This is a genomic window from Streptomyces daghestanicus (assembly GCF_020521275.1).
GTDB classification, from domain to species: Bacteria; Actinomycetota; Actinomycetes; order Streptomycetales; family Streptomycetaceae; genus Streptomyces; species Streptomyces griseoviridis.
On the sequence record NZ_BNDX01000008.1, the window covers coordinates 1,620,143 to 1,636,127 of the forward strand.

The following is a 15,985-nucleotide window of genomic DNA, read 5'->3' on the forward strand; positions in this document are numbered from 1 at the left end:
TGACTTCCACCCCGTACTTCCTTCCTCGGATCGGCCGTGCGGTGTGAAACCCCACGGAGATCGGCAGCGCTTCCGGCCGGAGGGAGACGTCAGTTCCGGCTGGTCCCTGCGGCCTCGTCGCGCAGCTCCTTCAGCGGGCGACCACTGGGCGCATGGAGGTACAGGCGCCATGCGTTCACCTCGTTGTGCGTCTGAGCCTTCAGCGCCGGGGACGGCTGAGCGAACTCCCGGCCGTCCGGGATGCGGACCCAGCCGTCAGCGGTGATCGTGGCCTCGTACGTGCGCCGGAGTCTCGGCTGGTGATGCCGCAGCGTGTCGCCGGGAGCCACGAGCCCGGCCTCGATCAGTGGCATGAGCCTGCCGGGGCGGCGCACGCCCCCGCCCTGGGCCGGCGCCGCCTTCGGGCCGAGCAGCTCACGCCGCAGGACATCGTTCGGGGTGTCCACCAAGGGTTCGCTGTGACGCTGCAAGTAGGCGAAGACCTCCAGGTCGACCTGGATCGTTCGCATGGATTCCGACACGAAGCACCTCCTGCCTCCACCGTAGTCTTCCCGACTGTCAGTCTGCAAGTCTCAAAGTTGGAAAGATCTGCCGTCAGGCCGTGTACGCCCCCGCCAGCACGCCGAGGAGCGCGCCGGCGAGCAGGAACGGGCCGAAGGGGATCGTGGTGCGGCGGGTGGCGCGGCGGGTGAGGACCAGGGCGAGGCCGTGGAGGGAGCCGAGGAGGAAGCCGGCGAAGGCGCCGAGCAGGAGCGTCGGCCAGCCGTACCAGCCGAGCACCGCGCCCGCCCCGAGGGCCAGTTTGACGTCGCCGAAGGCCATGCCGGAGGGGTTGAGGAGGAACAGCGCGCAGTAGCCGGCGCCGAGCGCGAGGGTGCCGAGCACGGCGGTGGTCCACGACCCGGCGTGCTCCGGCAGCAGGGCGACCGGGCCGAGCAGGGCGAGGGCGGCGCCCGCGAGCGGCAGGGTCAGCGGGTCGGGCAGTCGCCGCACCCGTACGTCGACGAGGGCCAGCAGGACCGCGACCGGGGCCAGCAGCAGCCAGACGGCCAGTTCGGGCCGGGTGCCGGTGGCGGCGGCGAGGGCGGCGCAGACCAGCGCGGTGACGGTGGCGGGGACGGGGGCGCCGGGGGCGTACGCCGCCTCGCCGGGCCGGCAGCGCGGGCACCGGGCCCGGCCCGGCCGCGCCGGGAGCGGGTGCCCGGCCGGGCAGGTGTCCCGCCAGGGCTGCCCCGGGGGCACGGAGAAGCGGTAGGCCGCGCGGGGCAGCAGCGACCCGGCCGCCGCTCCCCACAGCGCCGCCACGACGACGAGCAGTGCCTCGATGCTCATGACGCGGGTGCCGCCCCTCCCCCGTACACCGGAACCTGGCAGCAGGGTAGTGGGCGCGGCCCGCCCGCCGGTCAGGGGCGGAGCAGCTCCACGGACACGTCCGCCGGGAACCCGGTCGTCGGGCCGACCCGGCGGGCGAACTCGGCGACCGCCGCGAGCTGCGGCCCGCCGAAGCGGAAGTCGAGGGTGGTGAAGTACTGCGCGAGGGTCGCCTCGTCGAAGTCCTCCCAGCGGGCGGCCTGCTCGGCGACCTTGTCGACCTCCTCCAGGGAGAGGTTGCGGGAGGCGAGGAACGCCTCGTGGACCTGGCGGGTGATGACCGGCTCGCGCTCGGCGTACTCCCTGCGGGCCGCCCAGACCGCGAAGACGAACGGCAGGCCCGTCCACTCCTTCCACAGCGCGCCCAGGTCGTGCACCGCCAGGCCGAAACGCGGCCCGTCCAGCATGTTGGCGCGCAGCGCGGCGTCGCCGATCAGGACGGCCGCCTCCGCCTCCCTCATCATCAGGCTGAGGTCGGGCGGGCAGGTGTAGTAGTCGGGCCGTACGCCGAACCGCTCGGCCAGCAGGAGCTGGGCGAGGCGGACGGAGGTGCGCGAGGTCGACCCGAGGGCGACCCGGGCGCCGTCGAGCCGGTCCAGCGGGACCTGGGAGACGATCACGCAGCTCATCACCGGGCCGTCGCAGCCGACGGCGATGTCGGGGAAGGCGACCAGCTGATCGGCGTGCTTGAGGAACTCGACCAGGGTGACGGGACCGATGTCGAGGTCTCCCCGCACCAGCTGCTCGCTGAGCTTCTCCGGGGTGTCCTTCGTCAGCTCGAAGTCCAGGAGCGTGCCCGTTCTCGCGAGCCCCCAGTAGAGGGGCAGGCAGTTCAGGAACTGGATGTGGCCGACACGCGGCCGGGTGCGAGAAGTGTCCACCTCGTGAGGCTAGCTCTCACCCGGCTGGCGCCGGGGGGCGACCCCCGGCGTCAGCCGGACGCCGCACGCGTTCAAACATCCGGGTGAAGTGATCTTGAGCTCTGTTGCGATCCGGGGGCTGCATGCTAGGCTCGCCAGCAAGTTGCAGTTTGGTTTCCCTTGCAGTACAGAGCCTGCGGAGCATGTGACCGCGGGCTCTCGTCGTTCTCAGACGGACGCAGTTGTGCAGAGTTCAATCTTCACACTTGCTGGTTCTGGAGCAGGGCAACCCTTTGAGCCCAAGGAGGGCTTATGGCTACCGGAACCGTGAAGTGGTTCAACGCCGAAAAGGGCTTTGGTTTCATCGCCCAGGAAGGCGGCGGCCCCGACGTCTTCGTCCACTACTCCGCGATCAACGCGACCGGCTTCCGGTCCCTCGAGGAGAACCAGCAGGTGTCCTTCGACGTCACGCAGGGCCCCAAGGGTCCGCAGGCTGAGAACGTCACCCCGGTCTGATCTGATCAGTTGATCTGATCCTCCGATCCGGATCGAGTGCAGTACCCAAGGAGCCCCGCGCCTGCCGGCCCGGGGCTCCTGCCTTTTCGTCCCCCTTCCTCCCTGAGAACGTGTTTGAGATCTGCCGTGTCCCGGGGCTGGGGAGTTCGTTGAGCTCACCGTGAGCGGTGTTGGGGGTGGGTATCCGTCGGACCTGACGGACGAGCAGTGGGCGTTGGTTGAGCCGTTGCTCCCGCCGGCGCGGGTGGGTCCCAAGGGCGGTCGGCGGGAGAAACATCCGCGGCGACGGATCGTCGACGCGATCTTCTACGTGGTGCGGACCGGCTGCGCCTGGAGGCAGTTGCCGAAGGACTTCGCCCCGTGGCCGACGGTGTACTGGTACTTCACGTGGTGGCACGACGACGGCACCGTCGAGCGCATCCACGACGCCCTGCGCGGCAAGGTCCGCGAAGCCGACGGCCGCGACGCGAAGCCGAGCGCGGGCCTGATCGACTCGCAGTCCGTCCGCACCGCCGACACCGTACCCGCCGCCACCAGGGGATTCGACGCGGGCAAGAAGGTGAAGGGCCGCAAGAGGTTCATTGTTACCGACACGCTCGGCCTGCTCCTGGCTGTCCATGTCGTCGCGGCGAGCATCCAGGACCGCGACGGCGCCAAGCGGCCCTTGCTGTGGACCAGGCTCGACCACCCCGGGGTACGGAAGGTCTGGGCCGACCAGGGCTTCGCCGGCCGCCTGATCGACTGGGCCGCCCAGATCCTCGGCCGCGAACTGGAGATCGTCCGCAAGGACCCAGATCAGCGCGGATTCCAGGTCCAGCCCAAACGGTGGGCGGTAGAGCGCACCTTCTCGTGGCTCACCGCCCACCGGCGCCTCGCCAGGGATTACGAGACCAGCTCGGCCCATTCGGAGACGATGATCCGCTGGGCGATGATCGGCGTCATGGTCCGCCGGCTCACCCGGGGCGGTGCTGCGACGCGCCCCGGCCGACGGCCGCTCCTCCGGCAGCCTTCGCAGCCGGTCGGCTCGACCCTTCCCTGACGGCAGGTGCTGTTGGAGTCCCATCGAGCCAGGAAGCCCTCGACATCGCGCTTCAGGGCAGGTGACACGTCGGCCAACTCCGAGACGATCGAACGGACTTCCCGTCTGAGTTCGGGATAGTCGATCCAGACTCCCGCGTCTCTGGTAAGCACGGCGGCCAGCAGATCGCCCTCGTACATGTCGCCTTCCGCCAGCGGGTCGCTCCGGAGGACCTCCACCGCCAACGGCAGGAGATGGGCAAGGCCCACGTTTTGCCTGATCAGCAGCCGCATGTCCTCGACCGTCAGGCCGCCGATCGGCTTGCGCCGAAGCTCGCGCACGGTCGCCATCAGCCGGGTTTCGTCGCCTGATGGCGCCGACCAGCGTTCGCGCTCAAGCTCCTGCAGGGAGCGGTCACGGTTCACGAGTCGAGTCACCGACCGATCGTCCCACGCCAGATCTCAAACGCGGTCTGACGCCCGGCCCCGGTGTCGGTGGGCGCCGCTACGATCCCCCGCCATGACCGCGACGCAGAGCATCCGCGCCTTCTACGACACCATCGCCGAGGACTACGCCGAGCGGTTCCGCTCCGCGGGCGCCGGCACCCCGCTGGACCGGGCCCTGATGGGGGCCTTCGCCGAGCTGGTGGGGCCGGACGGGGAGGTGGCCGACCTGGGCTGCGGGCCCGGACGGGTCACCGCGCACCTCGCCTCGCTCGGCCTGCGCGTCTTCGGGCTGGACCTCTCCGCCTCGATGCTGGAGATCGCCCGCCGCGAGCACCCGGGCCTCCGGTTCGAGCAGGGCTCCATGCTGGAGCTGGACCTGCCCGACGGCTCCCTCGCGGGGGCCGTCTCCTGGTACTCGTCGATCCACACGCCCCGGGAACGGCTGCCGGACCTCTTCGCCGAGGTGGGGCGCGTGCTGGCCCCCGGCGGGCATCTGCTGCTCGCCTTCCAGGTCGGCGACGGGCCCCAGCTCCTCGACCGCCCCTTCGGGCATCCGGTGTCCCTGGACTTCCAACGGCGACGGCCGGAGGCGGTGGCGGAGCTGCTGGAGCGGGCCGGGTTCACCGTGCTGTCGCGGACGGTGCGCGTACAGGAGGAGGACACCTCCGCGAAGGTCCCGCAGGCCTGCCTGATCGCCCGCCGCTGACCTACCCCGCGTACAGCCCCTCCACCGCCTGCGCGAAGTCCCGCAGGATCGTCTCCCGGCGGAGTTTCATCGACGGGGTGAGGTGGCCCTCCCACTCGGTGAAGTCGCGGGGCAGGACGGTGAAGCGGCGGATGGACTCCGGGCGGGAGACGAGCTTGTTGGCCTCGTCGACCGCCCGCTGGAGGACCGCGCGCAGCTCCGGGTCGTCGACCAGCAGCTCCGGCGGCACCGGGTGCTTGCCGTTCATCCGGCGCCAGTGGGTGACGCCCTCGGTGTCCAGGGTGATCAGGGCGGAGACGTACGGGCGGCGGTCGCCGAGGACCAGGCACTGGGAGATCAGCGGGTGGGCGCGGAGCCAGTTCTCCAGGGGGGCCGGGGCCACGCTCTTGCCGCCCGCCGTGATCAGCAGCTCCTTCTTGCGGCCGGTGATGGTCAGGTACCCCTCGTCGTCCAGGGCGCCGAGGTCGCCGGTGGCGAACCAGCCGTCGGGGGCCGCCGGGACCACGCCGCCGGCCCCGGGGTCCCAGTAGCCGTGCAGGACCTGCCCGCCGGCGACGAGGATCTCGCCGTCGCCGGCGATCCGGACGCGGGTGCCGGGCAGCGGCCAGCCCACGGTGCCCAGGCGCGGCTTCAGCGGGGGCGTGACCGTGGCCGCCGCGGTCGTCTCGGTGAGGCCGTACCCCTCGTAGATCTCGATGCCGGCGCCGGCGTAGAAGGCGGCCAGGCGGCGGCCGAGCGGGGAGCCGCCGCAGATGACGTGCCTGACCCGGCCGCCCATCGCGGCCCGGATCTTGCGGTAGACCAGCGGGTCGTAGCAGGCGCGGGCCGTCCGCAGGCCGCGTCCCGGGCCGCCGCCGGTGCCGGTCTGGCGGGCCTCCAGGGCCTCGCCGTAGCGGACGGCGGTGGCGGCGGCCCGGTCGAAGGTGCTGCTCCGGCCGCCGGTCTCCGCCTTGGCGCGGGCGCTGTTGTAGACCTTCTCCAGCATGTAAGGGATGGTCAGCAGGCAGGTCGGCCGGAACGCGGCGAGGTCCGGGAGCAGGTCCGCGGGTTTCAGGCTGGGGGCGTGGCCGAGGCGGACCCGGGCGCGGACACAGGCGACGGCGACCATCCGGCCGAAGACGTGGGACATGGGGAGGAAGAGGAGGATCGAGGGTTCCTCGCCCTTGGCCTTGAAGACCGGGTAGAGCAGCTCGATGGCGTTGTCCACCTCGGCGAAGAAGTTGCCGTGGGTGAGCGCGCAGCCCTTGGGGCGGCCGGTCGTGCCGGAGGTGTAGACCAGGGTGGCGAGGGTGTCCGGGCCGAGCATGCCGCGCCGTACGCCGACCTCCGCGTCCGGTACTGCGGCGCCCGCCTCCGCGAGCCGCTCCACATGGTCCTTCTCGATCACCCACAGGCGGGTGAGGTCGGGCAGCCGGTCGAGTTCCGGGCCGAGCGCGGCGGCCTGGGCGACGGTCTCGGTGACCAGGGCGACCGCGCCGGAGTCCTGGAGTATCCAGCGGATCTGGAAGAGGGAGGAGGTCGGGTACACCGGGACGGTGACGAGTCCGGCGGCCCAGGCCGCGAAGTCGAGCAGGGTCCACTCGTAGGTCGTCCGGGCCATGACGGCGAGGCGGTCGCCGGGCACCAGGCCCTCGGCCATCAGGCCCTTGGCGACGGCCTGGACCTGCGCGGCGAACTCGGCGGCCGTCACATCGGCCCACCGCCCGTCCGCCGACCGGCGGCTGAGCACCACCGCGCCGGGCACCGCGGCGGCGTTGTCGAACGGCAGGTCGGCCAGCGACCCGTGCCGCACCGGCGGGGCGAGGGGCGGCACGTACGCCTCCCGTACGACCCCGTCCAGCCGCCGTGTCTCGGGCTCCACGAGGACGGGGCCGGGCGCGTCGCCATAGGCGGCGGACGCGGCGAAGGAGGGAAGCGGAGTGGACACGGGCGGCTCCTGGAACGTGCGGCGGGGCGGCTCTGCCCGGCCGCCTGACGTACGTGCCGGCGTTTCACCGGCCGGTCGCGCCGGCGCGGCACCGATGGGACCGCGGGTGGCGGCCCGCGGTCGGCCTGGAGATCGTACGGGGCACTCGTGGGGAGTTCGTGCGGGTTCCGGGACGGTCCGGGGACGGGCTTGTGCAACCTGCGGTGTTACCGGTAAGTAAGTTCTTTCGGGCGCCGGTCAGGGGCGCTCCAGTACGGCCGTGACACCTTGGCCGCCCGCCGCGCAGACGGAGATCAGGCCGCGGCCCGGCCCGCCGCGTTCGGCCAGCAGCTTGGCCAGGGTCGCCACGATCCGCGCGCCGGTCGCCGCGAAGGGGTGCCCGGTGGCGAGCGAGGAGCCGGCCACGTTCAGCCGGGTCCGGTCCACGGGGGCCAGGCCCCGCTTCTCCCAGGCGGCCAGCGTGGCCAGCACCTGGGAGGCGAACGCCTCGTGGATCTCGACCAGGTCGAAGTCCTCGATGCCGAGCCCCGCCCGCTCCAGCATCCGGGGGACCGCGTGCGCCGGGGCCATCAGCAGCCCGTCCTCACCGCCCACGACGTCCCCGTGCGGGAAGTCCACGGCCGCCGTCTCGTACGCCGTCAGATAGGCGAGGGGTTCCAGACCGCGCGCCTCGGCCCACTCCTCGCTCGCCAGCAGCACGGTCGCGGCACCGTCCGTCAGGGGCGTGGAGTTGCCCGCCGTCATGGTCGGCCCGGGTGCGGCGGTGCCGAACACCGGCTTGAGCGCGGCCAGTTTCTCCGGAGTGGAGCCCGGCCGCAGGTTCTGGTCCCGCTCCAGACCGCGGAAGGGCACCACCAGGTCCGCGAAGAAGCCCCGGTCGTACGCCGCGGCCAGCCGCTGGTGGCTGACGGCCGCCAGTTCGTCCTGGGCCTCGCGGGTGATGCCCCAGGCGCGGGCGGTGACGGCCGCGTGCTCCCCCATCGACAGACCGGTGCGCGGCTCGGCGTTGCGCGGGATGTCGGGGACGAGGTGACCCGGGCGGACCCGGGCGAGGGCCTTGACGCGGGCGCCCGCGGACTTCGCGCGCCGCGCCTCCAGGAGGATGCGCCGCAGCCGGTCGTTGACGCCCAGGGGCGCGTCGCTCGCGGTGTCCGCGCCGCCCGCGACGGCCGACTCGGTCTGCCCGAGGGCGATCTTGTTGGCGGCGGCGACGACGGCCTGGAGGCCGGTGCCGCACGCCTGCTGGATGTCGTAGGCGGGGGTGCGGGCGTCCAGGGCCGAGCCGAGGACCGTCTCGCGGGCGAGGTTGAAGTCGCGACTGTGCTTGAGGACCGCACCGGCCACGAACTCCCCCACCGCGCCGGGCTCCTGGAGGCCGTACCGCTCGGCCAGTCCGTCCAGGGCGGCGGTGAGCATCTGCTGGTTGGAGGCGGTGGCGTAGGGGCCGTCGGAGCGGGCGAACGGGATGCGCGTACCGCCGACGACCGCGACCCGGCGGGCCCGCGGGGGCTCAAGAGGACTCATCTCGACCTGCTCCTTCGCCGCACTCTAGGATTACCTCCGGTAACCTTACTCCAGAGTAAGCAGACGGGTACCGTCCGGGAGCTGGGAGTCACGCATGGCCGACCGCTATCTGAGCTTCACCGGCACCGCGCCGGGCCGTTTCCTGACCCGGCGGCTCGGCCTGCCGCAGCCGGCCCCGCTGCGGCGCTGGTCGCCCGAGCGTCCCGGCCTGGACGGCGAGGTCGTGCTGCTGACGGCCGGGAAGTCCGGCCTGGACCTGTCGTTCCTGCGGGCGGGGTCCTCCGACCGGCCGGCCGCCGTCGTCCTGGACGCCACGGGGGTGCGGGACGTGGCCGGGCTGGCCGAGGTGCACGCCGCGCTCCATCCGGTGGTGCGGTCGGTCGCCGCGAGCGGACGGGTGGTGGTGCTCGGCTCCCCGCTCGACGCCGGTGACCACCACCGGGCCGCCGCCCAGCAGGCGCTGGAGGGCTTCACCCGCTCGCTCGGCAAGGAGATCGGCCGGGGCCGGACCGTCAACCTGGTCCGGCTCACCGACGCGCGCGCCGCCGAGTCCACGCTCCGTTTCCTGCTCTCCCCCAGGTCCGCCTACGTCAGCGGGCAGGTCATCGGCGTCGGCCCCGGCGACGGGACCGGTGCGAGCACCGTGCCGGACGACCCGGACCGTCCGCTGGCCGGGCGGACCGCCCTGGTGACCGGCGGGGCGCGCGGCATCGGGGAGGCGGTCGCCGAGACCCTCGCCCGGGACGGCGCCCGGGTGGTCGTCCTCGACGTGCCGCAGGCCGAGGCGGACGCCCGGCGGGTCGCCGAACGGCTCGGCGGCAGCGCCCTCGCGCTCGACATCACGGCCGCCGACGCCGGTGCGCGGATCGCGGCGGCCGTCCCGGACGGGCTGGACGTCCTCGTCCACAACGCGGGCATCACCCGGGACCGGCGGCTGGTCAACATGCCCGCCGACCGCTGGGCCTCGGTCCTCGACGTCAACCTCGCCAGTGTGCTGCGCACGACGGACGCGCTGCTCGCCGCCGGGGCGCTGAACTCCGGCGGGCGGATCGTGGCCACGGCGTCCATCGCCGGGATCGCCGGGAACGCCGGGCAGACCAACTACGGCGCCAGCAAGGCCGGGATCGTCGGCCTGGTCCGCGCGCTCGCGCCCCGGGCGCTGGCCGAGCACGGGGTGACGGTCAACGCGGTCGCGCCGGGCTTCATCGAGACGCGGATGACGGCGGCGGTCCCGCTGTTCATCCGCGAGGCCGGGCGCCGGATGAACTCCCTCGCGCAGGGCGGGCTGCCCGCCGACGTCGCCGAGACCACCGCCTGGTTCGCCCACCCGGGCTCGGGCGCGGTCAACGGCCAGGTCGTCCGGGTCTGCGGCCAGAGTCTGCTGGGGGCCTGAGATGACCACCGCCGCGCCCGTCAGCACCCTGGCCTCCGTGCCCGCCCTGCCGCCGCTGCTGGCCCGGGGCGCGCTGCTCTCGCCGTTCAAGCGGCCCCGCCCGGACGCGGACTTCCCGCGCGCCCGGCTGGTCGTGCCCCGGCTGCGCGCCGACCCCGCCCGGCTGGCGGCGTACGAGCGGGTGTGCGGCTTCGCCACCGGGGCGGACACCCTGCCGGTGACGTATCCGCACGTCATGGGCTTTCCGCTGGCGATGCGGCTGATGAGCGGCCGGGACTTCCCGCTGCCGCTGCTGGGGCTGGTCCACACCTCGATCGCCGTCACCCGGAGGGCGCCGGTGCCGGCCGGCGGGGAGTACGGACTCGCCGTCCACGTCGCGGAGCTGGTCCCGCACCGGCGCGGCACCGAGGCGGCCGTCGTCACGGAGCTGCGGTCGGGCGGGGAGGTGGTGTGGGAGTCGCGCAGCACGTACCTGGCGCGGCACGGCGGGTCGGGGAAGCCCTCCCGTGGGGGCGGCCGGGAGGGGCGGGTACCGGGGAGCCCTTCCGGCGGCGCCGGCGCGGCGGAACGGGACGGGCGACCGGCCGGCGACGGTGGCCGGGAAGGGCGGGTGCCGGGGAACACCTCCGGCAACGGCCACGGCGACGGCGGCAGCCGGGAGCGGCGCGTCGCGCTGCCCGTGCGGGCCGAGTGGCGGCCGGGCGGGGACCTCGGGCGCCGGTACGGGGCCGCGTCCGGCGACCGCAACCCGATCCACCTGCATCCGCTCACCGCCCGGCTGTTCGGCTTCCCCCGGGCCATCGCCCACGGCATGTGGACCGTCGCCCGGTGCCTGGCCGAGCACGGCACACCCGAGGCGGTCACGGTCCGGGCGGAGTTCCGGGCGCCCGTGCTGCTGCCGGGGACGGTGACGTACGGCGCGGAGGGCGGGCGGTTCGAACTGCGGGGGCCGGACGGGCGGCTGCACCTGTCGGGCGAGGTTCAGCCGGTCTGAGCGGCGGGCTCCGCCGGGGCGGGGCCGGCCTCCTCCTCCGGCGGGGTCCACGGCCGGTCCGCCATCAGGTCGCCGAGGCCGGCCCAGGCGAAGTTCATCAGGGTCGCCGCCGCCTGCCGCGCGGTGACGCCCTCCGTGGCGCCCGCCCAGTCGGCCAGCGACTCGGCGGCGCCGACCAGGGCCTCGGCGAGCCCGGCGACCTCCCGCTCGGGCAGGTCGGGGTCGCGGTGCGCCTCCCGCGCCGCGGCGGCGATCAGCTGCGTGACGAACGCGACGATCTCCTCGCGCAGCGCCGCGATCTCCGCGGCGAACGGCTCACCGTGGGTGCGGGCCTGGAGGTGCAGCACCGACCAGCCGTCGGGGTGCCGGGCGGTGTGCGTGAAGAAGGCCCGCAGGCCGTTCCAGAGCTGGCGGTCGGCGGGCAGCCCGGCCGGCCCCACGCCGGCCCGGATCGCCTCGGTCAGGGCCCGTGCCTCACGGCGGATGACGGCGGTGAAGAGGTCTTCCTTCGAGTTGAGGTACAGGTACACCAGCGGCTTGGACACGCCCGCGAGTTCGGCGATGTCGTCCATCGACGCGGCCCGGTAGCCCCGCTGTCCGAAGGTGCGCACGGCGGCGTCCAGCATCTGCCGCTCCCGCACGGCCCTCGGCATCCGCTTGGCCCGCACCGCACCCGCACCCGCGCTCACGCCCGCACCCACACCCATGCACATCAGCGTACGGCCCGGCCGGTCGTCCCCGGCCGGGCCGTACGCTCCGTACTCCCCGCACTCCCTGCGCGCCGTCGCCGTCCCGCTACGCGGCGGCCGGCACCCGCTCCTGCTCGCGGTCGCGGTCGCGCGGCTCCGGCTCGTCGATCGGGGAGCTGTGCGCCGTGTCGTAGGCCGTGCGGTCGAGCAGGCCCTCGCGGGCGGAGACGATGACCGGGACCAGGGCCTGGCCGGCCACGTTGGTGGCGGTGCGCATCATGTCCAGGATCGGGTCGATCGCGAGGAGCAGGCCGACGCCCTCCATGGGCAGGCCCAGCGTGGACAGGGTGAGCGTCAGCATCACCGTCGCGCCGGTGAGACCGGCCGTGGCGGCGGAGCCGACCACCGAGACGAAGGCGATGAGCAGGTAGTCGCCGATGTTGAGCTGGATGTCGAAGATCTGGGCGACGAAGATCGCGGCGATCGCGGGGTAGATCGCGGCGCAGCCGTCCATCTTCGTCGTCGCGCCGAACGGCACCGCGAAGGACGCGTACTCCTTCGGCACGCCGAGCCGCTCGGTGACCTTCTGCGTCAGCGGCATGGTGCCGACCGAGGAGCGGGAGACGAAGGCGAGCTGGATCGCGGGCCAGGCGCCCTTGAAGAACTGCAGCGGGTTGGCCTTGGCGACGCCCGCGAGCAGCGCCGGGTAGACCACGAAGAGGACGATCGCGCAGCCGACGTAGATGTCGGCGGTGAAGGTCGCGTACTTGCCGATCAGGTCCCAGCCGTAGGTCGCGATGGCGTTGCCGATCAGGCCGACGGTGCCCAGCGGGGCGAGGCGGATGACCCACCACAGGGCCTTCTGGAGGAGTTCGAGGACGGACTCGCTCAGGGTGAGGATCGGCTTGGCCTTGTCGCCGAGCTGGAGGGCGGCGATGCCGGCGACGGCGGCCATGAAGACGATCTGGAGCACGTTCAGCTCGGTGAACGGCGTGATCACGTCGGTCGGCACGATGCCGGTGAGGAAGTCCAGCCAGGAGCCGGTGTGGTCGGGCTTGGCCCCGTCCTTCGGCGTGAGGCCGGTGCCGGCGCCCGGGTTGGTGACCAGGCCGATGACGAGGCCGATGGCGACCGCGATCAGCGACGTGATCATGAACCAGAGGAGGGTGCGGGACGCGAGGCGGGCCGCGTTGTTGACCTTCCTGAGGTTGGTGATCGAGACCAGGATCGCGAAGAAGACCAGCGGGGCGACGGCCAGCTTCAGCAGCCCGATGAAGATGCTGCCGATCTTCTCCAGGGTCGTGACCAGCCAGGAGACGTCCTGGCTGCGGGCGAGCCAGCCGAGCAGCACGCCCAGGACGAGACCGGCGATTATCTGGGCCCAGAAGGGCACCTTGAAGGACTTCTTGGTCAGTGAGGACACGGACATGCTCCGTTGAAGGGGGACGGGACGCGCTGGACCGACGTCACGGAAGAAAGACAGGGAGAGACAGGGAAGGCAGGAGGGGACGTCAGGGGCGACAGCTTGCGGACGCGCACCGGCAGAGGTCCACGTGCAGACGCGCCACGAGCGGGACGCTCGCGGGGAGAGAGGGCGCGGCTGCTGACTTCATGCACACGACTTTAACACCAACGCTTTGAGAGGCCCATAGCCTGACTTTGAGAGGTTTCCGGTCTTCCTTCCCCGCACAACGCAAAGCGCCCCGGCGATCACCGGGGCGCTGCGCGGGGTCCGTGCGTCCTACGAGGTCTGGCCCTGGGCGCGGGTGGCGTCGTCGGCGCGGTCCTCCTGGCTGCGGTTGGCCTCCAGGTTGGCCTTCATGCGGTCGACCTTGTTCACCACCTGCACGGAGGCCCGGTCGCGCTCGCCACGCAGCACGACGAAGCTGATCGGGGCCGAGATCACCAGGGCGAGCAGGATGATCCACATGCCGTTGGAGTCACCGAGTCCGCTGGGGAAGACCCCGGCGTAGACGAGGCCCCAGACGACCACGAGGCAGCCCACGAAGATCCCGAGGCGCATCAGCGTGTAGCGGAGCATCTCAATCCACACTTCCGTTTCCGGCACAAAGAGGCACCGCCCAGTGAAGCACGCCGGGACACCGGTACGGCAGCGGGGGTACGGCAGCCGGTCGCGGGCACCGGCCGGGGGTCCGGGCGTCAGGTCAGCGGCAGCAGCATGACGACGTCGTCGCGGTCGTCACCGGGGGCCACCCGGATCGCGCCGGGGACGCGGCCGACCTCCTTGTAACCACAGGAAGCGTAGAACCGCTCCAGGCCGAGGCCGCCCCGGCAGGTGAGGCGTATCGCCTCGATGCCGTCGAGGGAGCGGGCCGCGTCCGCGGCGGCGGCCAGCAGGTCGCGGCCGTACCCGCGGCCCTGGTGACGCGGGTGGACCATGACGGTGTAGAGCCACAGCCAGTGGGTCATCAGCCGGTGGGTGTTGAGGGCGAGGAACGCGGTGGCGGCCACCCGGCCCTCCTCGTCGAGGCCGACCAGCAGCCGGGTGCGGCCCTCGGCCATGGCGACGAGGTGCTTGACCAGTTCGGGGCGGACCGTCTCCCGCGACACCGGGGGCACGAAGCCCACGGAGCCGCCCGCGTTGGTCACGTCCGCCCAGAGGTCGAGGATGCCGTCGCGCAGGGCGGGGGTGACGGCCGGGTCGAGGGTGAAGGTAAGAGGCACGGGACGATGGTAACCATTACCCCGCCCTTCTCATCCCTGTCGTGGGGGCGCGGGGAGCCGCGCGACGGGCCACGAACCACCCGCACCCGGCGGCGCACCCCGGGGTTCAGATCCGCATCGGCTGCGGCGCGTCCCGCCGCGCGGGGTCGGGGCCGTCGAACTCCCGGATGATCTCGTACCGGGTGTTCCGCTCCACCGGCCGGAACCCGGCGTCCCGGATCAGGTCGAGCAGGTCCTCGCGGGTCAGCTTGTTCGGCGTGCCGTAGTTGTCCGCGTCATGGGTGATCTTGTACTCGACCACCGACCCGTCCATGTCGTCGGCGCCGTGCTGGAGGGCGAGCTGCGCGGTCTGCACGCCGTGCATCACCCAGAAGACCTTCACGTGCGGCACGTTGTCGAACAGCAGCCGCGACACCGCGAACGTCTTCAGCGCCTCCGCGCCGGTCGCCATCTGCGTCCGCGCCTGGAGCCGGTTCCTGACCTTGCCGTCCTTCAGGTCGACGAAGTCGTGCTGGTAGCGCAGCGGGATGAAGACCTGGAAACCGCCGGTCTCGTCCTGGAGTTCCCGCAGCCGCAGCACGTGGTCGACGCGGTGGCGGGGCTCCTCGATGTGGCCGTACAGCATGGTGCACGGGGTCTTGAGCCCCTTCTCGTGCGCCAGCCGGTGGATGCGGGACCAGTCCTCCCAGTGGGTGCGGTGGTCCACGATGTGCTGCCGGACCTCCCAGTCGAAGATCTCGGCGCCGCCGCCGGTCAGCGACTCGAGGCCCGCGTCGATCAGTTCGTCCAGGATGTCGGAGGCCGACATGCCGGAGATGGTCTCGAAGTGGTGGATCTCGGTCGCCGTGAACGCCTTCAGCGACACGTGCGGCAGCGCGGCCTTCAGCTCGCGCAGCGAGCGCGGGTAGTACCGCCACGGCAGGTTCGGGTGCAGCCCGTTGACGATGTGCAGCTCGGTGAGGTTCTCGCTCTCCATCTCCTTGGCGAGCTTGACCGCCTCCTCGATGCGCATCGTGTACGCGTCCTTCTCCCCCGGCTTGCGCTGGAAGGAGCAGTACGCGCAGGACGCCGTACACACATTGGTCATGTTGAGGTGGCGGTTGACGTTGAAGTGGACGACATCGCCGTTCTTCCGCGTCCGCACCTCGTGCGCGAGTCCGCCGAGCCAGGCCAGATCGTCCGACTCGTACAGCGCGATGCCGTCCTCACGGGTCAGCCGCTCACCGGCACGGACCTTCTCCTCCAGCTCGCGCTTGAGCCCGGCGTCCATACCCACACCTTTCCTCGACAACTCGACCAACGGTACGCCTGCCGTCCGGCTAGACCTCGTCCGGCAGTTCCCCCACCCGGTTCTCCCACTTGGTGGAGAGCACGACGGTGGTACGGGTCCGGGAGACGCCCTTGGTGCCGGAGAGCCGGCGGATGATCCGCTCCAGCCCGTCCACGTCGGTCGCGCGCACCTTGAGCATGTAGGAGTCGTCGCCGGCGATGAACCAGCAGTCCTCGATCTCCCGCAGTTCCTTCAGCCGCTGGGCCACGTCCTCGTGGTCGGCGGCGTCGGAGAGGGAGATGCCGATCAGGGCGACGGCGCCGAGGCCGAGCGAGGCGGCGTCCACCGTGGCCCGGTAGCCGGTGATGACGCCGGCCGCCTCCAGGCGGTTGATGCGGTCGGTGACGCTGGGTCCCGACAGTCCGACGAGGCGTCCCAGCTCGGCGTAGGAGGCCCGGCCGTTCTCCCGCAGGGCCTGGATGAGCTGCCTGTCCACCGCGTCCATGGATCGAAGCCTTCCGATAGAGATGAGTTCAGTTCCGGGGGGGATGAGGGTGGGGCCTCAGGAGAGATCAGGGGCGATCAA

General features: G+C 72.4%; 16 protein-coding genes and 1 pseudogene. 5 read left to right on the forward strand and 12 right to left on the reverse strand.

The window, feature by feature from the left end; genetic code table 11:
* Nucleotides 1-89 precede the first annotated feature (89 nt).
* From Sdagh_RS16815 to Sdagh_RS16825, 3 genes are all read right to left on the reverse strand, one after another.
* Nucleotides 90-521, reverse strand: coding sequence for a restriction system modified-DNA reader domain-containing protein (locus Sdagh_RS16815; protein WP_190077926.1), 432 nt, complete (start codon nt 519-521; stop codon nt 90-92).
* A 73-nt stretch (nt 522-594) separates the two neighbouring features.
* Nucleotides 595-1,332, reverse strand: coding sequence for a prepilin peptidase (locus tag Sdagh_RS16820; protein ID WP_189423118.1), 738 nt, complete (start codon nt 1,330-1,332; stop codon nt 595-597).
* Between the two features lie 71 nt (nt 1,333-1,403).
* Entirely contained in the window at nt 1,404-2,252 is an 849-nt protein-coding gene (locus tag Sdagh_RS16825; protein WP_189423117.1) for a menaquinone biosynthetic enzyme MqnA/MqnD family protein, read from the reverse strand.
* Nucleotides 2,253-2,543: 291 nt separating this feature from the next.
* Here Sdagh_RS16825 and Sdagh_RS16830 point away from each other — a divergent pair, with 291 nt between their 5' ends.
* Both Sdagh_RS16830 and Sdagh_RS16835 read left to right on the forward strand, forming a co-directional pair.
* A complete protein-coding gene (locus tag Sdagh_RS16830) occupies nt 2,544-2,747 on the forward strand; it encodes a cold-shock protein (protein ID WP_004984723.1) in 204 nt (67 codons plus the stop codon).
* 160 nt (nt 2,748-2,907) lie between these two features.
* Entirely contained in the window at nt 2,908-3,786 is an 879-nt protein-coding gene (locus Sdagh_RS16835; RefSeq protein WP_190077925.1) for an IS5 family transposase, read from the forward strand.
* A 107-nt stretch (nt 3,787-3,893) separates the two neighbouring features.
* Here Sdagh_RS16835 and Sdagh_RS16840 read toward each other — a convergent pair.
* Nucleotides 3,894-4,202, reverse strand: a pseudogene (locus Sdagh_RS16840) (contact-dependent growth inhibition system immunity protein); the annotation flags it as partial.
* Between the two features lie 82 nt (nt 4,203-4,284).
* Between Sdagh_RS16840 and Sdagh_RS16845 the strand changes: the two are divergent.
* Nucleotides 4,285-4,917 (forward strand): class I SAM-dependent DNA methyltransferase, encoded by a 633-nt coding sequence (locus Sdagh_RS16845; RefSeq protein WP_189423116.1) that lies wholly within the window; start codon nt 4,285-4,287, stop codon nt 4,915-4,917.
* Nucleotide 4,918: 1 nt separating this feature from the next.
* Here the strand turns inward: Sdagh_RS16845 and Sdagh_RS16850 are convergent, their stop codons facing one another.
* Both Sdagh_RS16850 and Sdagh_RS16855 read right to left on the reverse strand, forming a co-directional pair.
* Nucleotides 4,919-6,844: an AMP-dependent synthetase/ligase gene (locus Sdagh_RS16850; protein ID WP_189423115.1), complete on the reverse strand. Its 1,926-nt coding sequence runs from the start codon at nt 6,842-6,844 to the stop codon at nt 4,919-4,921.
* 237 nt (nt 6,845-7,081) lie between these two features.
* Nucleotides 7,082-8,368: an acetyl-CoA C-acetyltransferase gene (locus Sdagh_RS16855; protein ID WP_189423114.1), complete on the reverse strand. Its 1,287-nt coding sequence runs from the start codon at nt 8,366-8,368 to the stop codon at nt 7,082-7,084.
* A 94-nt stretch (nt 8,369-8,462) separates the two neighbouring features.
* Between Sdagh_RS16855 and Sdagh_RS16860 the strand changes: the two genes are divergently transcribed.
* Nucleotides 8,463-9,761: a 3-oxoacyl-ACP reductase gene (locus tag Sdagh_RS16860; RefSeq protein ID WP_190077924.1), complete on the forward strand. Its 1,299-nt coding sequence runs from the start codon at nt 8,463-8,465 to the stop codon at nt 9,759-9,761.
* Between the two features lies 1 nt (nt 9,762).
* Nucleotides 9,763-10,755, forward strand: coding sequence for a MaoC/PaaZ C-terminal domain-containing protein (locus tag Sdagh_RS16865; protein ID WP_190077923.1), 993 nt, complete (start codon nt 9,763-9,765; stop codon nt 10,753-10,755).
* Here the strand turns inward: Sdagh_RS16865 and Sdagh_RS16870 are convergent.
* From Sdagh_RS16870 to Sdagh_RS16895, 6 genes are all read right to left on the reverse strand, one after another.
* Complete coding sequence (locus Sdagh_RS16870) at nt 10,743-11,462, reverse strand: TetR/AcrR family transcriptional regulator (protein ID WP_189423109.1); 720 nt, start codon at nt 11,460-11,462, stop codon at nt 10,743-10,745. The genes Sdagh_RS16865 and Sdagh_RS16870 overlap by 13 nt on opposite strands.
* An 88-nt stretch (nt 11,463-11,550) precedes the next feature.
* Nucleotides 11,551-12,873, reverse strand: a complete 1,323-nt coding sequence (locus tag Sdagh_RS16875) for a dicarboxylate/amino acid:cation symporter (protein WP_189423107.1) — start codon at nt 12,871-12,873, stop codon at nt 11,551-11,553.
* A 312-nt stretch (nt 12,874-13,185) separates the two neighbouring features.
* A complete protein-coding gene (locus Sdagh_RS16880; protein ID WP_190077922.1) occupies nt 13,186-13,485 on the reverse strand; it encodes a DUF4229 domain-containing protein in 300 nt (99 codons plus the stop codon).
* A 119-nt stretch (nt 13,486-13,604) separates the two neighbouring features.
* Nucleotides 13,605-14,129: a GNAT family N-acetyltransferase gene (locus tag Sdagh_RS16885; RefSeq protein WP_189423103.1), complete on the reverse strand. Its 525-nt coding sequence runs from the start codon at nt 14,127-14,129 to the stop codon at nt 13,605-13,607.
* Between the two features lie 106 nt (nt 14,130-14,235).
* Nucleotides 14,236-15,399, reverse strand: coding sequence for an aminofutalosine synthase MqnE (mqnE, locus tag Sdagh_RS16890; RefSeq protein ID WP_190077921.1), 1,164 nt, complete (start codon nt 15,397-15,399; stop codon nt 14,236-14,238).
* A 49-nt stretch (nt 15,400-15,448) separates the two neighbouring features.
* Complete coding sequence (locus Sdagh_RS16895; RefSeq protein WP_189423099.1) at nt 15,449-15,904, reverse strand: Lrp/AsnC family transcriptional regulator; 456 nt, start codon at nt 15,902-15,904, stop codon at nt 15,449-15,451.
* Between the last annotated feature and the right edge of the window lie 81 nt (nt 15,905-15,985).

Bases quoted from the DNA above. Each gene is read 5' to 3' on its own strand.
- Sdagh_RS16820 (WP_189423118.1), bottom strand. From the start codon at position 1,332: ATGAGCATCGAGGCACTGCTCGTCGTCGTGGCGGCGCTGTGGGGAGCG.
- Sdagh_RS16830 (WP_004984723.1), top strand. From the start codon at position 2,544: ATGGCTACCGGAACCGTGAAGTGGTTCAACGCCGAAAAGGGCTTTGGT.
- Sdagh_RS16845 (WP_189423116.1), top strand. From the start codon at position 4,285: ATGACCGCGACGCAGAGCATCCGCGCCTTCTACGACACCATCGCCGAG.
- Sdagh_RS16855 (WP_189423114.1), bottom strand. From the start codon at position 8,368: ATGAGTCCTCTTGAGCCCCCGCGGGCCCGCCGGGTCGCGGTCGTCGGC.
- Sdagh_RS16860 (WP_190077924.1), top strand. From the start codon at position 8,463: ATGGCCGACCGCTATCTGAGCTTCACCGGCACCGCGCCGGGCCGTTTC.
- Sdagh_RS16865 (WP_190077923.1), top strand. From the start codon at position 9,763: ATGACCACCGCCGCGCCCGTCAGCACCCTGGCCTCCGTGCCCGCCCTG.
- Sdagh_RS16870 (WP_189423109.1), bottom strand. From the start codon at position 11,462: ATGGGTGTGGGTGCGGGCGTGAGCGCGGGTGCGGGTGCGGTGCGGGCC.
- Sdagh_RS16875 (WP_189423107.1), bottom strand. From the start codon at position 12,873: ATGTCCGTGTCCTCACTGACCAAGAAGTCCTTCAAGGTGCCCTTCTGG.
- Sdagh_RS16880 (WP_190077922.1), bottom strand. From the start codon at position 13,485: ATGCTCCGCTACACGCTGATGCGCCTCGGGATCTTCGTGGGCTGCCTC.
- mqnE (WP_190077921.1), bottom strand. From the start codon at position 15,399: ATGGACGCCGGGCTCAAGCGCGAGCTGGAGGAGAAGGTCCGTGCCGGT.
- Sdagh_RS16895 (WP_189423099.1), bottom strand. From the start codon at position 15,904: ATGGACGCGGTGGACAGGCAGCTCATCCAGGCCCTGCGGGAGAACGGC.